Source organism: Citrobacter sp. RHBSTW-01044 (assembly GCF_013781945.1).
In the GTDB taxonomy this organism is placed as follows: Bacteria; Pseudomonadota; Gammaproteobacteria; order Enterobacterales; family Enterobacteriaceae; genus Citrobacter; species Citrobacter braakii.
The window spans coordinates 1,239,165-1,255,985 of record NZ_CP056180.1 but is presented as its reverse complement, the minus strand read 5'-3'; the positions used below and the strand labels follow the sequence as shown (position 1 = coordinate 1,255,985).

The 16,821-nt window shown below is 53.3% G+C and carries 16 protein-coding genes; 6 read left to right on the top strand and 10 right to left on the bottom strand.

The genetic code is table 11. The features are described 5' to 3' along the window. Positions 1-123: 123 nt before the first annotated feature. The 7 genes from lepB to rseD form a co-directional block, all read right to left on the bottom strand. Positions 124-1,098, bottom strand: a complete 975-nt coding sequence (lepB, locus tag HV352_RS06010; protein ID WP_016154048.1) for a signal peptidase I — start codon at positions 1,096-1,098, stop codon at positions 124-126. A 15-nt stretch (positions 1,099-1,113) separates the two neighbouring features. Beyond that, entirely contained in the window at positions 1,114-2,913 is a 1,800-nt protein-coding gene (gene lepA / locus HV352_RS06005; RefSeq protein ID WP_003037577.1) for a translation elongation factor 4, read from the bottom strand. Positions 2,914-3,128: 215 nt separating this feature from the next. Further along, positions 3,129-3,593 carry a SoxR-reducing system protein RseC gene (rseC, locus tag HV352_RS06000; RefSeq protein WP_016157173.1) on the bottom strand — a complete coding sequence of 155 codons (465 nt, stop codon included), beginning with the start codon at positions 3,591-3,593 and terminating at the stop codon, positions 3,129-3,131. Further along, on the bottom strand, positions 3,590-4,546 hold the full coding sequence (gene rseB, locus HV352_RS05995) for a sigma-E factor regulatory protein RseB (protein WP_016154050.1): 957 nt from the start codon (positions 4,544-4,546) through the stop codon (positions 3,590-3,592). Before rseB ends, rseC begins: the two co-directional genes overlap by 4 nt. Further along, the gene (gene rseA, locus HV352_RS05990) at positions 4,546-5,196 is read right to left on the bottom strand and encodes an anti-sigma-E factor RseA (protein ID WP_019077408.1); all 651 of its coding nucleotides are present in this window, start codon (positions 5,194-5,196) and stop codon (positions 4,546-4,548) included. Before rseA ends, rseB begins: the two co-directional genes overlap by 1 nt. 31 nt (positions 5,197-5,227) lie before the next feature. Then, positions 5,228-5,803, bottom strand: a complete 576-nt coding sequence (gene rpoE, locus HV352_RS05985) for an RNA polymerase sigma factor RpoE (protein WP_003037573.1) — start codon at positions 5,801-5,803, stop codon at positions 5,228-5,230. Continuing rightward, the gene (rseD, locus tag HV352_RS05980) at positions 5,800-5,922 is read right to left on the bottom strand and encodes a rpoE leader peptide RseD (protein ID WP_223306697.1); all 123 of its coding nucleotides are present in this window, start codon (positions 5,920-5,922) and stop codon (positions 5,800-5,802) included. Before rseD ends, rpoE begins: the two co-directional genes overlap by 4 nt. Before the next feature lie 305 nt (positions 5,923-6,227). On the opposite strand from rseD, the gene nadB reads away from it, so the two are divergent. Beyond that, a complete protein-coding gene (gene nadB / locus HV352_RS05975; RefSeq protein WP_047358259.1) occupies positions 6,228-7,850 on the top strand; it encodes an L-aspartate oxidase in 1,623 nt (540 codons plus the stop codon). On the opposite strand, the gene trmN is transcribed toward nadB, so the two are convergent. Beyond that, on the bottom strand, positions 7,835-8,572 hold the full coding sequence (trmN, locus tag HV352_RS05970) for a tRNA(1)(Val) (adenine(37)-N(6))-methyltransferase TrmN (protein WP_029139626.1): 738 nt from the start codon (positions 8,570-8,572) through the stop codon (positions 7,835-7,837). The two genes, nadB and trmN, sit on opposite strands and share 16 nt — an antisense overlap. A 130-nt stretch (positions 8,573-8,702) precedes the next feature. On the opposite strand from trmN, the gene srmB reads away from it, so the two are divergent. After that, positions 8,703-10,031 carry an ATP-dependent RNA helicase SrmB gene (gene srmB / locus HV352_RS05965; RefSeq protein WP_016157176.1) on the top strand — a complete coding sequence of 443 codons (1,329 nt, stop codon included), beginning with the start codon at positions 8,703-8,705 and terminating at the stop codon, positions 10,029-10,031. 112 nt (positions 10,032-10,143) lie between these two features. Here the strand turns inward: srmB and grcA are convergent, their stop codons facing one another. Then, complete coding sequence (gene grcA / locus HV352_RS05960; RefSeq protein ID WP_003037563.1) at positions 10,144-10,527, bottom strand: autonomous glycyl radical cofactor GrcA; 384 nt, start codon at positions 10,525-10,527, stop codon at positions 10,144-10,146. 317 nt (positions 10,528-10,844) lie between these two features. Here grcA and ung point away from each other — a divergent pair, with 317 nt between their 5' ends. Next, positions 10,845-11,534, top strand: a complete 690-nt coding sequence (ung, locus tag HV352_RS05955) for a uracil-DNA glycosylase (protein WP_016154055.1) — start codon at positions 10,845-10,847, stop codon at positions 11,532-11,534. 32 nt (positions 11,535-11,566) lie between these two features. Here ung and HV352_RS05950 read toward each other — a convergent pair whose 3' ends face one another. Beyond that, on the bottom strand, positions 11,567-12,646 hold the full coding sequence (locus tag HV352_RS05950) for a tRNA/rRNA methyltransferase (protein ID WP_016157178.1): 1,080 nt from the start codon (positions 12,644-12,646) through the stop codon (positions 11,567-11,569). Between the two features lie 207 nt (positions 12,647-12,853). Between HV352_RS05950 and trxC the strand changes: the two genes are divergently transcribed. The 3 genes from trxC (at position 12,854) to pat (ending at position 16,738) form a co-directional block, all read left to right on the top strand. Next, a complete protein-coding gene (trxC, locus tag HV352_RS05945; protein WP_003037559.1) occupies positions 12,854-13,273 on the top strand; it encodes a thioredoxin TrxC in 420 nt (139 codons plus the stop codon). A 69-nt stretch (positions 13,274-13,342) separates the two neighbouring features. After that, a complete protein-coding gene (tapT, locus tag HV352_RS05940; RefSeq protein ID WP_019077411.1) occupies positions 13,343-14,041 on the top strand; it encodes a tRNA-uridine aminocarboxypropyltransferase in 699 nt (232 codons plus the stop codon). Between the two features lie 36 nt (positions 14,042-14,077). Then, entirely contained in the window at positions 14,078-16,738 is a 2,661-nt protein-coding gene (pat, locus tag HV352_RS05935) for a protein lysine acetyltransferase (RefSeq protein WP_016157179.1), read from the top strand. The last annotated feature ends 83 nt before the right edge of the window (positions 16,739-16,821 follow it).

Genomic DNA, 16,821 nt, shown 5'->3' with positions numbered 1-16,821 from the left:
CCTCAAACTTCGGGGGAATATTCTATACACAACGACAAGGGATGTCGTTAGTCTGCGGGAATTTATCCGAGAAATAATTCACGCTGTCGCCATAATGACGACAACGTGAACGATTATCAGCGATTAGTGAATGCCACCAATACGGCTTAAGCGCACACCGGTCGGCCATTCGCCTTCTTGCTTATCGAAACTCATCCAGATAGCGGTTGCTTTACCAACCAGATTCGCTTCCGGCACAAATCCCCAGTAACGGCTGTCCGCGCTGTTGTCACGGTTATCACCCATCATGAAGTAGTGTCCCGGCGGGACGATCCAGGTTGCCAACTGCTGGCCTGGCTGGCGGTAATACATCCCCACCTGATCCTGCGCGATTGGCACGGTCAGAATGCGGTGCGTTACCTCACCCAGCGTTTCTTTACGCTCGGAGAGGCGAATACCGTTATCTTTCGTTTCATTCAGCGGAACCTCAAAGAAGCCGCTGGTCGCTTCACCGCCGTTACGACGCGCAAATGTCTGCACAAAATCACTTGGCTGAACATCAGAGTACGTTACCGGCAGCGCGTTTTCACACGCCTGACCGGAACTGCATCCTGGCTGAATAGTTACCTCTTTCGCCACCGGATCGTACGTCACTTTATCTCCCGGTAAACCGACAGCACGTTTGATGTAGTCCAGACGCGGATCTTCCGGGTATTTAAACACCACGATATCACCACGTTTCGGATGGCCGGTTTCGATCAGCGTTTTCTGGTAAATCGGATCTTTAATCCCGTAGGCGAATTTCTCCACCAGGATAAAGTCACCGATAAGCAGTGTCGGCATCATCGAACCAGACGGGATCTGGAACGGCTCATAAATAAATGAACGCACCACCAGCACAATAGCTAAAACCGGGAAAACGGATGCCCCTGTTTCCAGCCAGCCCGGCTTAGGGGCCACTTTTTTCAGCGTTGCTTTATCCAGTGAATCACCTGCAGCAGCTTGCGCTGCTGCCTGACGCTCCCGGCGTTTTGGCGCGAAGATGAATTTATCTACGCACCATAAAATGCCCGTCACCAGTGTGGCAATCACCAGAATCAGGGCAAACATGTTCGCCATGCCAACTCCTTAAGATTATTTGCTGTCTTTACCGACATGCAGAATGGCGAGGAAGGCTTCCTGTGGCAGTTCAACGTTACCGATCTGCTTCATGCGCTTTTTACCCTCTTTCTGTTTTTGCAGCAGCTTTTTCTTACGGCTGATATCGCCACCGTAGCATTTCGCCAGAACGTTTTTACGCAGCTGCTTAACCGTTGAACGCGCGATGATGTGCGTACCAATGGCCGCCTGGATCGCGATATCAAACTGCTGGCGAGGGATCAGATCTTTCATCTTCTCGACCAGTTCACGACCACGGCTCTGGGAGTTGTCGCGGTGGGTAATCAGCGCCAGCGCATCGACACGTTCGTTGTTGATGAGAACATCAACGCGCACCATGTCAGACGCCTGGAAACGTTTGAAGTTATAGTCCAGCGACGCATAGCCGCGAGAAGTTGACTTCAGACGGTCGAAGAAGTCGAGTACCACTTCCGCCATCGGAATTTCATAGGTCAGCGCCACCTGGTTACCGTGGTAAACCATGTTGGTCTGTACGCCGCGCTTCTCGATACACAGCGTGATGACGTTACCGAGGTAAGCCTGCGGCAGCAGCATATGACACTCAGCAATCGGCTCACGCAGTTCGTAAATGTTGTTCAACGGCGGCAGCTTGGACGGGCTATCGACGTAGATCGTCTCTTTCGCCGTGGTTTCGACTTCGTAGACTACGGTCGGCGCGGTAGTGATCAGATCCAGATCGTATTCACGTTCCAGACGTTCCTGAATGATCTCCATGTGCAGCAGACCGAGGAAGCCACAGCGGAAGCCGAAGCCCAGCGCGGTTGAGCTTTCCGGTTCATAGAACAGGGAGGCGTCGTTGAGGCTCAGCTTGCCAAGCGCGTCACGGAAGTTTTCGTAGTCGTCAGAGCTCACCGGGAACAGACCGGCGTAAACCTGCGGCTTCACTTTTTTAAAGCCTGGCAGCGGCTTGTCCGCCGGGTTACGCGCCTGCGTCAGGGTATCGCCAACCGGTGCGCCCAGGATGTCTTTAATCGCACAAACCAACCAACCCACCTCGCCGCATTTCAGCTCGGTACGGTCAACCTGTTTTGGCGTGAAGATACCCAGACGGTCAGCGTTATAGACCTGACCGGTGCTCATCACTTTAATTTTGTCGCCTTTACGCATGGTGCCGTTTTTAATACGCACCAGTGATACGACGCCCAGGTAGTTATCGAACCAGGAGTCGATGATCAGCGCCTGTAACGGACCTTCCGGGTCGCCTTCCGGCGGCGGGATGTCGCGCACCAGACGTTCAAGAACGTCAGTGACGCCTACGCCGGTTTTCGCCGAACAGCGAACGGCATCCGTCGCATCAATACCGACGATATCTTCGATCTCTTCCGCCACACGCTCAGGATCGGCGGCTGGCAGGTCAATTTTGTTCAGTACCGGCACCACTTCCAGATCCATTTCCATGGCGGTATAGCAGTTAGCCAGGGTCTGTGCTTCGACGCCCTGTCCGGCATCAACCACCAGCAGTGCGCCTTCACAGGCAGCAAGCGAGCGGGAAACTTCATACGAGAAGTCAACGTGGCCCGGGGTGTCGATAAAGTTAAGCTGATAGGTTTCACCATCAGATGCTTTGAAATCGAGCGTCACGCTCTGCGCTTTGATAGTAATACCGCGCTCACGCTCAAGATCCATCGAGTCGAGAACCTGCGCTTCCATTTCACGGTCAGACAGGCCACCGCAGATCTGGATAATACGGTCAGACAGCGTCGATTTACCGTGGTCGATGTGAGCTATGATTGAAAAGTTACGTATGTTCTTCATATAGTGTAATTATTGTGCCTTACGCCCGCCTGAGCAGGCTCTGAGAAGTCGCTGATCTGAGCTTAACGTCTGTTTAAGTGAAACGCCGCATTCTACACTACAACGCTGAGGCGAGGAAATGTTCATAGAGCAAGGATAGCGGGAACTGGAAACAACTTTGCAAAGTCGGTGAAACTTTTGCCGGATGGCGACACAAGCGCCATCCGGCAAAGCTATCACTGTTGGGTTTCGACGCGAATGAGATCGGGTGGGAGAGCAACGTTCAGAATGACCGGCTGCCAGGCTTCGCGCTCAGCAAGCTTACGAGAGTATCCACGGGCAATCAGGAATCCGCCCACGCCCCCCAGCACGGCACCACTTAATGCCGCAAGGTCGGAACCAAACAGCACCTGGAATAACGCCGCGAAGAGAAAGAGCCCCGCCAACGGAGACATGTAGACCAACATCGCTGAACCCAGCAGGCTACCCTCGGCAATACCCAGTTCAACTTTTTGACCGGGCGCTAAGGGTTCGTCGCTGGGCACCACGATGGTATGCGTGGTCTGCGGCCCAAGTTTGTTCAGCACGCGGCTCCCGCATCCGGCCCGCGAAGCACAGCTGCTACATGATGCTTTAACATCACAGCTGACCGTCGCCAGACCATTTTGCCAGGAGACGACTGTCGCCCACTCTTTAATCATTGTGCAGCCCTGAACTTAATATTGTCCGCGATACGCTTCGCCGTTTGCGGTGGAAGCTCGCCCACAATCGTAATTTCTGCGTTATCACGCACGCTGGTGCTAACCGTTCTACGCCCGGTTCGCAACAGCTGATCGGCGCTGTTTTGCATCGCACGGTTTACGTTCACGGAGAAACTGAACAGGCCATCAGAATATAGGCGCGATTCGATCGGCATGTTATCCATCGTCGGCAGCGGACGTCGACTGCTGGAAACTTCGCTGAAGCCTTGCGGCAACCACGACGGACTCCAGTTGAAGTTGGTTTTCTCACCCGCAGGAACTGACAGCAACGGCGGTAGATTGGCTTTCGCCAGCGCCTGCATGCTATCGCTAACGCCGTTGTTTACGGTAAACGCGATAACACGGAACTGTTCCAGCGTCTCACCATCACGGTCGAGAAGATCGACGCGCATCGGCAGCTTAGTCTCCGTGTCCATCCAGACGATATAGCTGTAACGCGTACCGTCACGGGCGACTACGCGGATCACTTCACAGAGCCGATCGGCAATGCGGGTGCGACCTACTGAGATAAAGTCATAGTAGGGAGCAAGACGTTTGAAGTCGGTGTAAATCAGAGAGGGCAGAGAGTCAACGATATAGTCGCCGTTCAGCGTGAACGGTTCGAGACCAGGCTCAAAATAGCTAATTTCATTGCCACGCTGCACCACTTCCCGGCGCGGTCCATCCATTTGCAACAGTTGCGCTAGCGGACGGTTATCCAAGCGGGCATGGCGATAACGTAGGGATTCAACACCCTGCTTATTGATGCTGACAAATGACAGCTCATAGGTTAGCGACTGGCTGGCCAGATTCATCTGCTGCAACAACGCCCCGGACGCAGGATTGGCCGAGGCGTTTACAGAGAAAAACAGGCTACCAGCCACAAGTGACATGGCAAACCAAAGTTGCTTCATTACTGCGATTGCGTTCCTAAAGTTTGAATTCCTGGCACCTGCACAGCGGCTTGCTGTGTTTGGGCCTGCTCAAACTGAAGCTGTTCAGAGTGCAGTCGACGTTGCAGTTCGTAGTCCTGCAACATGGCATTAATACGACGACGCTGCTCCTGTACCTGCTGTTGCTGACCACCGCTGGCCGTCGCGTCAGAGGGTACACCCAAGCTTACCGGACTGGCTTTACCCATCATCGGTAATGTATTAAATACCGGCGTTTCGGGCTGCTGGGACGTTTCAGATTGCCCATTATAGTGCTGGACGCCAACAATAACTGCAAGTGATACACACGCGGCCACACCCATTTGGGTAAGCTGCGCGGCCCATGGACGCATTTTCTTCCAGAATGGCATTTTCTGCCACTGGTGCGGTGCTGGCTGGGCCTCAGGAATCAATGGCACCGTCTGACGTACTGGCTCATCCTGGATGGCAGCCATTACGCGGGCGGAAATATCGAAATGGAGAACGTCGGCGGTATCACCTCGCATAGAATCGCGAATCAGGTGATAACTCTCCCAGGTTTTTTGCATTTCCGGGTCCTGAGTCAGCTCTTTGAGTAACTCAGTATCCAGCGTTTCGCCATCCATTAAAGCGGAAAGTTTTTCTTTCTGCATGCCTAATACCTTTTCCAGTATCCCGCTATCGTCAACGCCTGATAAGCGGTTGAACTTTATTATCAATAGCTTCCCTCGCTCGGAAGATACGTGAACGCACCGTACCTACCGGACAATCCATGATAGCGGCTATCTCTTCATAGCTCAGGCCATCCAGCTCCCGCAAGGTTATTGCCATGCGTAAATCTTCCGGGAGGGACTCAATAGTCCGGAAAACTATCTGTCTCAGTTCTTCTGACAACATTAAGTTCTCAGGGTTCGAAATTTCTTTCAGCGCACCGCCACTTTCGTAATTTTCTGCTTCAATCGCATCAATATCACTGGAAGGTGGACGACGCCCCTGAGCGACCAGGTAATTCTTCGCTGTATTGACTGCAATACGATACAGCCAGGTATAAAAAGCACTATCTCCCCGGAACGAGTCCAGCGCACGATAGGCCTTGATAAATGCTTCTTGTACTACATCGGGTACATCGCCCGACGGTACATAGCGAGAAACCAGACTCGCCACCTTATGCTGATAGCGCACTACCAGTAGGTTAAAGGCTTTCTGATCTCCCTTCTGGACCCGTTCTACCAGGACCTGGTCCGTTAACTGCTCGCTCATCCGAGGTAAAGTCTCCCCAAACCAAATTTCCACGCGCCTTCGAAACGCCACTCCATCAGCTTCACTATGAGCAAGCAAATGCTTAGAGTGCTCAAGTTTCGTAAAGTTCCGTTACGCATTGTTTTTTGTTTGTCATGTTGTAGACAGGTCTTATCTCTCATTATAAGTCTACATAATCCGATCGACGCACTATCTGTTTAGAAATGCCCATTTCACCGCTTGCAGAGTAACCCAACGGCCACTTTATTTCATCACATAATCTGGTGCTAACGGCCTGCTTCACAAAATATTTTTGCTCATTTCGTCCTCGTCATGCTTTTTTTTCATGTTTAGTCACTGCAACACATTTAAAAATAAAACGTGCAGTATCGCGCAATGTGGTGCTATGGTGACCAAACACTGTTTAGTAAATTAAACAAAAATCATGAATACGACTCCTGAATTATCCTGTGACGTGCTGATCATTGGCAGCGGGGCTGCCGGACTCTCACTGGCGCTGCGCCTGGCCGAAAAACATCAGGTTATTGTCCTGAGCAAAGGTCCGGTCAGCGAAGGCTCGACATTTTATGCCCAGGGCGGTATTGCCGCGGTGTTTGATGAAACCGACAGCATCGATTCCCACGTTGAAGATACTCTGATTGCCGGGGCCGGCCTGTGCGATCGCCATGCGGTTGAATTTGTCGCCAGCAATGCCCGCACCTGCGTTCAGTGGCTTATCGATCAGGGCGTTTTATTTGATACGCAGGTTCAGCCCAACGGTGAAGAGAGCTATCACCTGACCCGTGAAGGCGGTCATAGCCATCGACGCATTCTGCACTCTGCGGATGCCACCGGTAAAGAAGTCGAAACCACCCTCGTCAGCCAGGCACAAAATCACCCAAACATACGGGTTCTTGAGCGCAGTAATGCCGTCGATCTGATTGTCTCCGATAAAATCGGTCTGCCGGGAACGCGTCGGGTTGTCGGAGCCTGGATCTGGAACCGTAATAAAGAAGCCGTAGAAACCTGCCATGCCAAGTCAGTAGTGTTGGCCACCGGCGGCGCGTCAAAGGTGTACCAATACACCACCAATCCAGATATTTCCTCGGGTGATGGGATTGCGATGGCCTGGCGCGCGGGATGCCGTGTCGCCAACCTGGAATTTAACCAGTTTCACCCGACGGCGCTGTATCATCCGCAGGCGCGCAACTTTCTGCTAACCGAGGCGCTGCGTGGCGAAGGCGCACATCTGAAGCGCCCGGACGGTTCGCGCTTTATGCCCGATTTTGACGAGCGTGGCGAACTGGCTCCCCGCGATATTGTTGCCCGCGCCATTGACCACGAAATGAAGCGCCTGGGCGCTGACTGCATGTTTCTCGACATCAGCCATAAACCGGAAGAATTTGTTCGTCAGCATTTCCCGATGATTTATGAAAAATTGCTGGGACTGGGCATCGATTTGACCAAAGAGCCGGTTCCCATCGTTCCTGCCGCGCACTATACCTGCGGCGGCGTGATGGTGGATGACTTTGGCCGTACGGATGTCGACGGGCTGTATGCGATCGGCGAAGTGAGTTACACCGGCCTGCATGGAGCCAACCGGATGGCGTCAAACTCATTACTGGAGTGCCTGGTTTACGGCTGGTCCGCGGCTGAAGATATCGACAGGCGAATGCCTTATGCTCGCAGCGTCAGCACCCTCCCGGATTGGGATGAAAGCCGGGTAGAAAACCCGGATGAACTGGTTGTGATTCAGCATAACTGGCATGAGCTGCGGCTATTTATGTGGGATTACGTCGGTATCGTGCGCACAACTAAACGTCTGGAGCGCGCCCTACGCCGTATCACCATGTTGCAACAGGAAATCGACGAGTATTACGCTCATTTCCGCGTGTCGAACAACTTGCTGGAACTGCGCAATCTGGTGCAGGTTGCTGAGCTGATTGTCCGCTGCGCGATGATGCGTAAAGAGAGTCGGGGCCTGCACTATACGCTGGATTATCCAGAACAGCTTCCAGAGGCGGGCCCGTCCATTCTCTCACCGCTAAGTCATCACATGAACAGATAAAACGCCTGGGTCAGCGCCGTGTAACCTTCAGAGTAACGTTGGTCTGGCCCACGGATCACCAGCCTGTCACTAAAGCACTCCCCGGCCTGCGGGGAGAATGCCAGCAGTACCCGATTCGGTAGTCGGGCCTCAGTTTCTGCTACATCCGTGCGCAATCGCAGATGCCAGCCCATGCCCAGTGCCTGCTGGGAAAAGGCGTTACCAATCTGTTCGGGCAGCACCACACAGAAAAAACCTTCTTCCGTAATGCTGTCTGCCGCCAGCGTCAGCAATACTTGATGATCGAGCGTGGTGGTGTAGCGAGCCTGCTCGCGCTGCGGCGTGGCACATTCCACTCCCTGTTCATAATAGGGAGGGTTGCTGATGATCAAATCAAAGCGCACGGTCTGGCGCGGTAGCCACTGCTGCACATCTTCCGTATGAACGTTCACGCGATGCATCCACGGGGATTGCGCGATGTTCTCCTGCGCCTGCTGCGCGGCATCAACATCAAGCTCCACAGCGTCAATGATGACGTTTTCATCTGTGCGCTGGGCCAGCATCAGCGCCAACAGGCCGCTCCCGGTACCAATATCCAGGATCCGCTTTACGCCAGCAACAGGGGCCCAGGCCCCCAATAAAATGCCGTCCGTTCCGACTTTCATTGCACAACGATCGTGTGCCACAAAAAACTGCTTAAAAGTAAATCCATTACGTCTAAGTACGGATGTAGACTGGGGCATGAAGAACAACCTTCCTGGAAAAAAAACGATAACATAGGATAAAAACAATACCTGAGAAGGTATATCCATACAAACAGATGAAGATTGCAGCCGTAACGTCTATAATCAGCGCCCCACTCAGAGGTAGAACATGACTGTAACGACTTTTTCCGAACTTGAACTCGATGAAAGCCTTCTGGATGCCCTCCAGGAAAAAGGTTTCACTCGCCCGACCGCCATTCAGGCTGCCGCCATTCCGCCTGCGCTCGATGGCCGTGATGTACTCGGTTCTGCGCCGACAGGCACCGGTAAAACGGCGGCATATTTGCTGCCAGCGTTGCAGCACCTGCTCGACTTCCCGCGCAAGAAATCTGGCCCGCCGCGCATTTTGATTTTGACACCGACGCGCGAACTGGCGATGCAGGTTGCCGAACACGCCCGTGAACTGGCGAAGAATACGCATCTGGATATCGCCACGATTACCGGCGGCGTGGCTTACATGAACCACATGGAAGTCTTTAGCGAAAACCAGGACATCGTGGTCGCCACTACCGGTCGTCTGCTGCAGTACATTAAAGAAGAAAACTTTGACTGCCATGCGGTTGAGACACTAATCCTCGATGAAGCAGACCGCATGTTGGACATGGGCTTTGCCCAGGACATCGAGCATATCGCTGGAGAAACCCGCTGGCGTAAGCAAACTATGCTGTTCTCCGCCACGCTGGAAGGCGATGCGATTAAAGATTTTGCTGAGCGTCTGCTGGAGGATCCGGTTGAAGTTTCGGCGGATCCGTCTACCCGCGAACGCAAGAAGATTCATCAGTTTTACTACCGTGCCGATGACATCGAGCACAAAACGGCCCTGCTGATCCATTTGTTAAAACAGCCGGAAGCGACCCGCTCGATTGTTTTTGTACGTAAACGCGAGCGTGTGCACGAGCTGGCAGGCTGGTTGCGCCAGGCGGGCATTAATAACTGCTATCTCGAAGGCGAGATGGTGCAGAACAAACGTAATGAAGCGATCAAACGCCTGACCGATGGTCGTGTGAACGTGCTGGTAGCAACCGACGTTGCCGCTCGTGGGATCGATATTCCTGACGTCAGCCACGTGTTTAACTTCGACATGCCGCGCAGTGGCGATGCCTATCTGCACCGCATTGGCCGTACCGGTCGTGCAGGCCGTAAAGGTACTGCGATCTCTTTGGTTGAAGCCCACGACCATCTGCTGCTCGGCAAAGCGAGCCGCTACATTGACGAGCCACTGAAAGCACGCGTCATCGACGAACTGCGTCCAACCACGCGCGCGCCAAGTGAGAAATCTAACGGTAAGCCATCCAAGAAAGTGCTGGCGAAGCGCGCCGAGCAAAAAGCGAAAGAGAAAGAGAAACCGCGGGTGAAAAAACGTCACCGCGACGCCAAAAATGTCGGCAAACGCCGTAAGCCGAGCGGAGCTGCTACCCAGCAGTCCGACAAAGAGTAAACCGAATGCCGGGCCGTTTAGCCCGGCATTTTTTGTGCACAAAAAAGCGGAAGATACGTTGGCATCTTCCGCTTTCAGATTCTCTGCCAGACGGGGTTATTCCCCGTGAGCCTTACAGGCTCTCAGTAAAGGTACGAGCAATAACGTCGCGCTGCTGTTCTGGCGTCAGAGAGTTGAAACGCACGGCATAACCAGAAACACGGATGGTCAACTGCGGATATTTTTCCGGATGCTTAACCGCATCTTCCAGAGTTTCGCGGCGCAGAACGTTCACGTTCAGGTGCTGACCACCTTCCACACGGACTTCCGGCTGTACGTCTACCGGTACTTCACGGTATTCGATCTCACCCAGTTTGCTGACAGCAACGACTTCATCAGCATTGAAACCTGCTTTCGCAACGATGCAGCGTGCTTCGCCTTTTTCGCTGTCCAGCAGCCAGAAAGAGTTCAGCAGGTCGTCGTTTGCAGCTTTAGTAATCTGGATACCTGTAATCATTTGATGCCTCCCCGGCAAAATTATTTGATCTCGGTTGGCCGTCTTCCGGCCAATTGGTAAAACCATTGTTGCTTGAGTGTATATATACCCCTCACACACCCTTGAATCTTTGATTTAAATCAATAAAAACCACACATGAAAAGTGGTGATAGGTGGATTTTATTGTTTTACATCAACTTACGCCACATGCGCAGCTAAACTTTTTACATAAATTTTCAACTATCTTTAAGGGGTAGACCCTTGAGAAACGTACAGAATTTTGCGACGCCGAAAGAAGCAGTTAAGCTAGGGGGATTGAAAATTCGCAGGAGAGCGAGATGGCCACCGAATTAACCTGGCACGATGTGCTGGCAGAAGAGAAACAGCAGCCTTATTTTGTTAACACGCTGCATACTGTGGCGGGCGAGCGTCAGTCAGGTATGACAATTTATCCGCCACAAAAAGATGTATTCAACGCTTTTCGCTTTACCGAACTTGGCGACGTGAAAGTCGTCATCCTGGGGCAGGATCCATACCACGGTCCGGGCCAGGCACACGGTCTCGCGTTTTCTGTCCGCCCCGGTATTGCCACCCCGCCCTCGTTGCTGAACATGTACAAAGAGCTGGAAGCAACGATTCCTGGCTTCACACGCCCAACGCACGGATATCTGGAAAGCTGGGCACGCCAGGGTGTGCTGTTACTCAACACCGTGCTTACCGTCCGTGCCGGGCAGGCACATTCGCACGCCAGTCTGGGATGGGAAACATTTACCGATAAAGTCATCAGCCTGATTAACCAACATCGGGAAGGCGTGGTATTCCTGCTCTGGGGTTCACACGCACAAAAGAAAGGTGCGATTATTGATGCGCAGCGTCACCATGTATTGAAAGCGCCGCACCCATCACCGCTCTCTGCGCATCGCGGTTTCTTTGGCTGCAATCATTTTGTACTGGCTAATGAGTGGCTGGAACAGCGAGGTGAAAAGCCGATTGACTGGACGCCGGTATTACCAGCAGAAAGCGAGTAAAAAATGCCAGCGAATCGCTGGCATTTTTATTATCAGGCTTTGTTCTGACGCCACCACTCCGCGAGCAGCACGCCGGTCGCGACAGAAACGTTGAGCGTTTCTACGTTGCCCGTACCGTCTATCGCCACGCACAGGTCGTCGGCTGAGCATGCTGCTTCTGGCAGAGCCTCACGCTCACGCCCTAATACCAGCACCATTTTTTCCGGCAACGTGGTAGTAAACAGCGGCTTGCCTTTCACGCTTGAGGTCATCACTACCGTGTAACCCGCTTTACGGAAGTCGTCCAGCACATCGACAATACTGTCACCGGTGATCGGCTGAACGTGCTCAGCTCCGCCTTCAGCAGTGCGGATAGCCGCACCTGATTCCAACAGCGCCGCATCCTGTACCACTACGCCTTTCACACCGAAGTGCGCGCAGCTACGCATCATGCCGCCCAGATTGTGCGGGTTAGCAATGTCTTCCAGGGCCAGCACGCAATCCTGCGCCCCGGCCTGACCAACCCACTGCTTAACAGTGGTACCGTTACGTTTTTTGATCAGGAAACAGACGCCGCCATGGTGTTCAGTGCCGGAGGCTTTCGCCAGCTCGGCTTCGTCAACCACGTGGTAGGCTTTGCGGTTCGCCGCCATCCAGCGTAATGCTTCTTTAAAGCGCGGGGTTACGCTCTGAACAAACCAGGCGCGAACAATAGCGTCCGGACGACTCTGGAACAGAGCCTGACAGGCATTCTCACCGTAAACGCGGGTTTCTTCCGCGCGCTGACGACGTAATACTTCAGGATCGATAAAGCTTTTGCCGCTGATACCACCGTGATCGGCTTTGTCTGCTGCATCATCATTCGGTGCGCGGGACACGGTACGCCATGGTGAATCTTCACGTCCACGGTCGCGTTCTACATCGCGGCCACGACCACGTTCACGACCACGTTCGCTGTTCGGACCCTTTCTGTCATCACGGGCAGGGCGACGACCGCCTTCGGCTCGGGAAGTACCGGGGCGACCGCCGCCTTTACCAGTACGTGGATTTTGGGTGCGTTTGTCCGAGTCATCGTCACTGCGGACGTACATCACTTTGACCTTGCCGTTTTTATTCTTCAGTTCGTCGCTCATGTTTTTCTCCACCTGCTCTGCGCGAAGCGCGAAGATTACCCGATGTGCACGTCGTTAGCCATTATTTCATTTAAAAGCTAAGGACTATTGTACTCATTGAATAAAACGCATTGTTGTTTAGAACAGACTCCCCGATAATATGTAACATAATAGAAACATACTGGCGTTACTGCCGTGAAGTCCACTCCACTCATCCAGAGGTTAGTTATGAATACCGTTTGTACCAGCTGCCAGGCTATCAACCGCATCCCCGACGATCGTGTCCAGGAAGCGGCTAAATGCGGACGCTGTGGTCACGACCTGTTTGATGGGGAGGTGATCAATGCGACCGGTGAAACACTGGATAAACTGTTAAAAGACGATCTCCCGGTGGTGGTTGATTTTTGGGCCCCCTGGTGTGGTCCATGCCGTAACTTCGCCCCGATTTTTGAAGATGTCGCGGAAGAGCGTAGCGGTAAAGTGCGTTTTGTTAAAGTGAATACAGAAGCCGAGCGTGAACTCAGCGCCCGTTTCGGTATCCGCAGCATCCCGACCATTATGATCTTCAGAAAAGGTGAAATCGTCGACATGCTTAATGGCGCCGTACCTAAAGCCCCGTTTGATAGCTGGCTTAACGAATCATTATAATCTCTACGGGGCGCATCTTGTGCCCCGTTTTCACCTCTGCGACAATAGCGTTTTTCAACGTGTTCTCCCATGACCGATAACGCTGTTCTTCAGTTACGCGCTGAGCGCCTCGCGCGCGCCACGCGTCCTTTCCTTGCCCGAGGTAATCGCATTCGCCGCTGTCAGCGCTGCCTGTTGCCACTGAAGCTCTGCTTGTGCGCAACGCTGGTGCCGTCTGAGGCCAAAAGCCGCTTTTGTCTGGTGATGTTTGATACCGAGCCGATGAAGCCCAGCAACACGGGACGTTTGATTGCCGATATTTTGCCCGATACCACGGCTTTTCAGTGGTCACGCACCGAACCGCCGCAGGCGTTGCTCGAACTGGTGAAAAATCCGGATTACCAGCCGATGGTTGTATTCCCGGCATCCTATGCGGGCGAAGAGCGTGAAGTGATTTTCGCGCCACCAGCCGGTAAACCACCGTTGTTTATCATGCTTGATGGTACCTGGCCTGAAGCGCGTAAAATGTTCCGCAAAAGCCCGTATCTTGATAACCTGCCGGTAATCTCCGTTGATTTATCGCGACTTTCCGCTTACCACCTGCGTGGCATTCACGCAGAAGGGCAATACTGTACTGCCGAAGTGGCCATCGCGTTGTTGGATCTGGCGGGCGATACGCAAGCCGCGGAGGGGTTGAGCGATCATTTCACTCGCTTTAAAACCCGCTACCTGGCAGGAAAAACTCAACATCAGGGAAGCGTCACAGCAGACTCGCCAGAAAGCGTTTAAAATCATTCGGTCACTGGTGTCATTAAGGAAGCCGATATGAGTCAGCGTGGTCTGGAAGCACTACTGCGACCGAAATCCATTGCGGTGATTGGGGCGTCAATGAAGCCTAATCGCGCAGGTTACCTGATGATGCGTAACCTGCTTGCCGGCGGTTTCAATGGACCTGTTTTACCAGTGACGCCAGCATGGAAAGCGGTGTTGGGCGTCCTGGCCTGGCCCAATATCAACAGCCTGCCTTTTAGCCCAGACCTTGCCGTGTTGTGCACCAATGCCAGCCGCAACCTGGCATTACTCGAAGCGCTTGGCGAGAAAGGCTGTAAAACCTGCATTATTCTTTCAGCTCCCGCATCGCAGCACCTGGAATTGTTGGCCTGCGCCGCACGCTACAACATACGTCTGCTAGGCCCAAACAGCCTGGGACTTCTCGCGCCCTGGCAGGGGCTTAACGCCAGCTTTTCCCCCGTTCCCATCAAGCGCGGTAAGTTGGCATTTATTTCCCAGTCAGCGGCGATTTCCAACACCATTCTGGACTGGGCGCAACAGCGCGACATGGGTTTTTCCTGGTTTATCGCGCTGGGCGACAGCCTTGATATCGACGTTGATGAACTGCTGGATTACCTGGCGCGCGACAGTAAAACCAGCGCGATATTACTTTATCTCGAACATTTAAGTGATGCCCGGCGCTTTGTCTCCGCCGCCCGTAGCGCCTCGCGCAATAAACCCATTCTGGTGATTAAGAGTGGTCGTAGTCCGGCGGCACAGCGTTTACTGCATACCAGTGCAGGGATGGACCCTGCGTGGGACGCAGCTATCCAGCGCGCCGGTTTATTACGCGTACAAGACACTCACGAGCTGTTCTCTGCGGTAGAAACCCTGAGCCACATGCGTCCACTGCGCGGCGACAGGCTGATGATCATCAGCAATGGGGCCGCGCCTGCCGCACTGGCATTAGATGAGCTGTGGTCAAAAAATGGCAAGTTGGCGACATTGAGTGAAGATACCTGCCAGAAATTACGCGATGCGTTACCTGAACATATTGATATCGCCAACCCGCTGGATCTGCGTGACGACGCCAGCAGCGAACACTACGTTAAGACGCTGGATATCTTGCTCGCCAGCCAGGATTTCGACGCACTGATGGTGATTCACTCACCCAGCGCAGCCGCCCCGGGAACAGAAAGCGCACAAGCGTTAATCGAGGCGGTAAAACGTCATCCCCGCGGTAAGTTCGTCTCGTTGCTGACCAACTGGTGCGGAGAGTTTTCCTCCCAGGAAGCCCGTAGACTGTTTAGCGAAGCCGGATTACCTACCTACCGCACGCCAGAAGGCACCATCACCGCGTTTATGCATATGGTGGAGTACCGGCGTAACCAGAAGCAACTGCGGGAAACCCCTGCGCTGCCCGACTACCTGACCACCAATACCGCCGAGGCGCATAATCTGTTACAGCAGGCGATTGCTGAAGGAGCAACGTCGCTGGATACCCATGAAGTGCAGCCGATTTTACAAGCCTATGGCTTACACACGCTGCCGACGTGGATCGCCAGCGACAGCGCTGAAGCCGTACACATCGCGGAGCAAATCGGTTACCCGGTGGCGCTAAAGCTGCGTTCTCCTGATATCCCGCATAAATCAGAAGTTCAGGGGGTAATGCTCTACCTGCGGACGGCAACAGAGGTGCAGCAGGCAGCCAATGCGATTTTTGATCGGGTAAAAATGGCCTGGCCGCAGGCGCGCATTCACGGTTTATTAGTACAAAGTATGGCGAATCGCGCTGGCGCTCAGGAGCTGCGCGTCGTCGTTGAACACGACCCGGTATTTGGCCCGTTGATTATGCTTGGTGAAGGCGGAGTTGAGTGGCGACCAGAAGAACAAGCCGTGGTTGCGTTGCCGCCATTGAACATGAATCTGGCGCGTTATCTGGTGATCCAGGGGATCAAAAATAAAAAGATCCGCGCTCGCAGCGCATTACGCCCATTGGATATCGCCGGGTTAAGTCAGCTTCTGGTGCAGGTCTCCAATCTGATCGTCGATTGCCCGGAAATTCAGCGTCTGGATATTCATCCGCTGTTGGCCTCCGCCGGTGAATTTACCGCGCTGGATGTCACGCTGGACATTGCCCCTTTCACGGGCGATAACGAAAGCAGACTGGCTATACGTCCCTACCCTCATCAGCTTGAAGAATGGGTGGAGTTGAAGAACGGCGAGCGTTGCTTGTTCCGCCCTATTTTGCCCGAGGATGAACCTCATCTGCAGCAGTTCATTTCTCAGGTAACAAAAGAAGATCTTTATTATCGCTATTTCAGTGAGATCAACGAATTTACCCACGAAGATTTAGCCAATATGACGCAGATCGACTACGATCGGGAAATGGCCTTTGTTGCGGTACGCTGTAAAAACAATCAGCAAGAGATCCTCGGCGTAACGCGAGCAATCTCGGATCCTGATAACATTGACGCCGAGTTCGCCGTGCTGGTTCGTTCAGATCTCAAAGGGCTTGGACTGGGTCGCCGGTTGATGGAAAAATTAATTGCATATACCCGAGATCACGGACTTAGACGTTTGAATGGTATTACGATGCCAAACAATCGTGGGATGGTCGCCCTGGCCCGGAAACTCGGGTTCGCTGTTGACGTCCAACTCGAAGAGGGAATTGTTGGGCTAACGCTTAATCTGGCCCAATTTGAGGAATCGTGAGTAAGGTACTGGAAATGTTGACCACATTAATAGGTACTGGTGGTATCATTACCCGCTTATGTCGTCTGCATAGCACAGAGGAC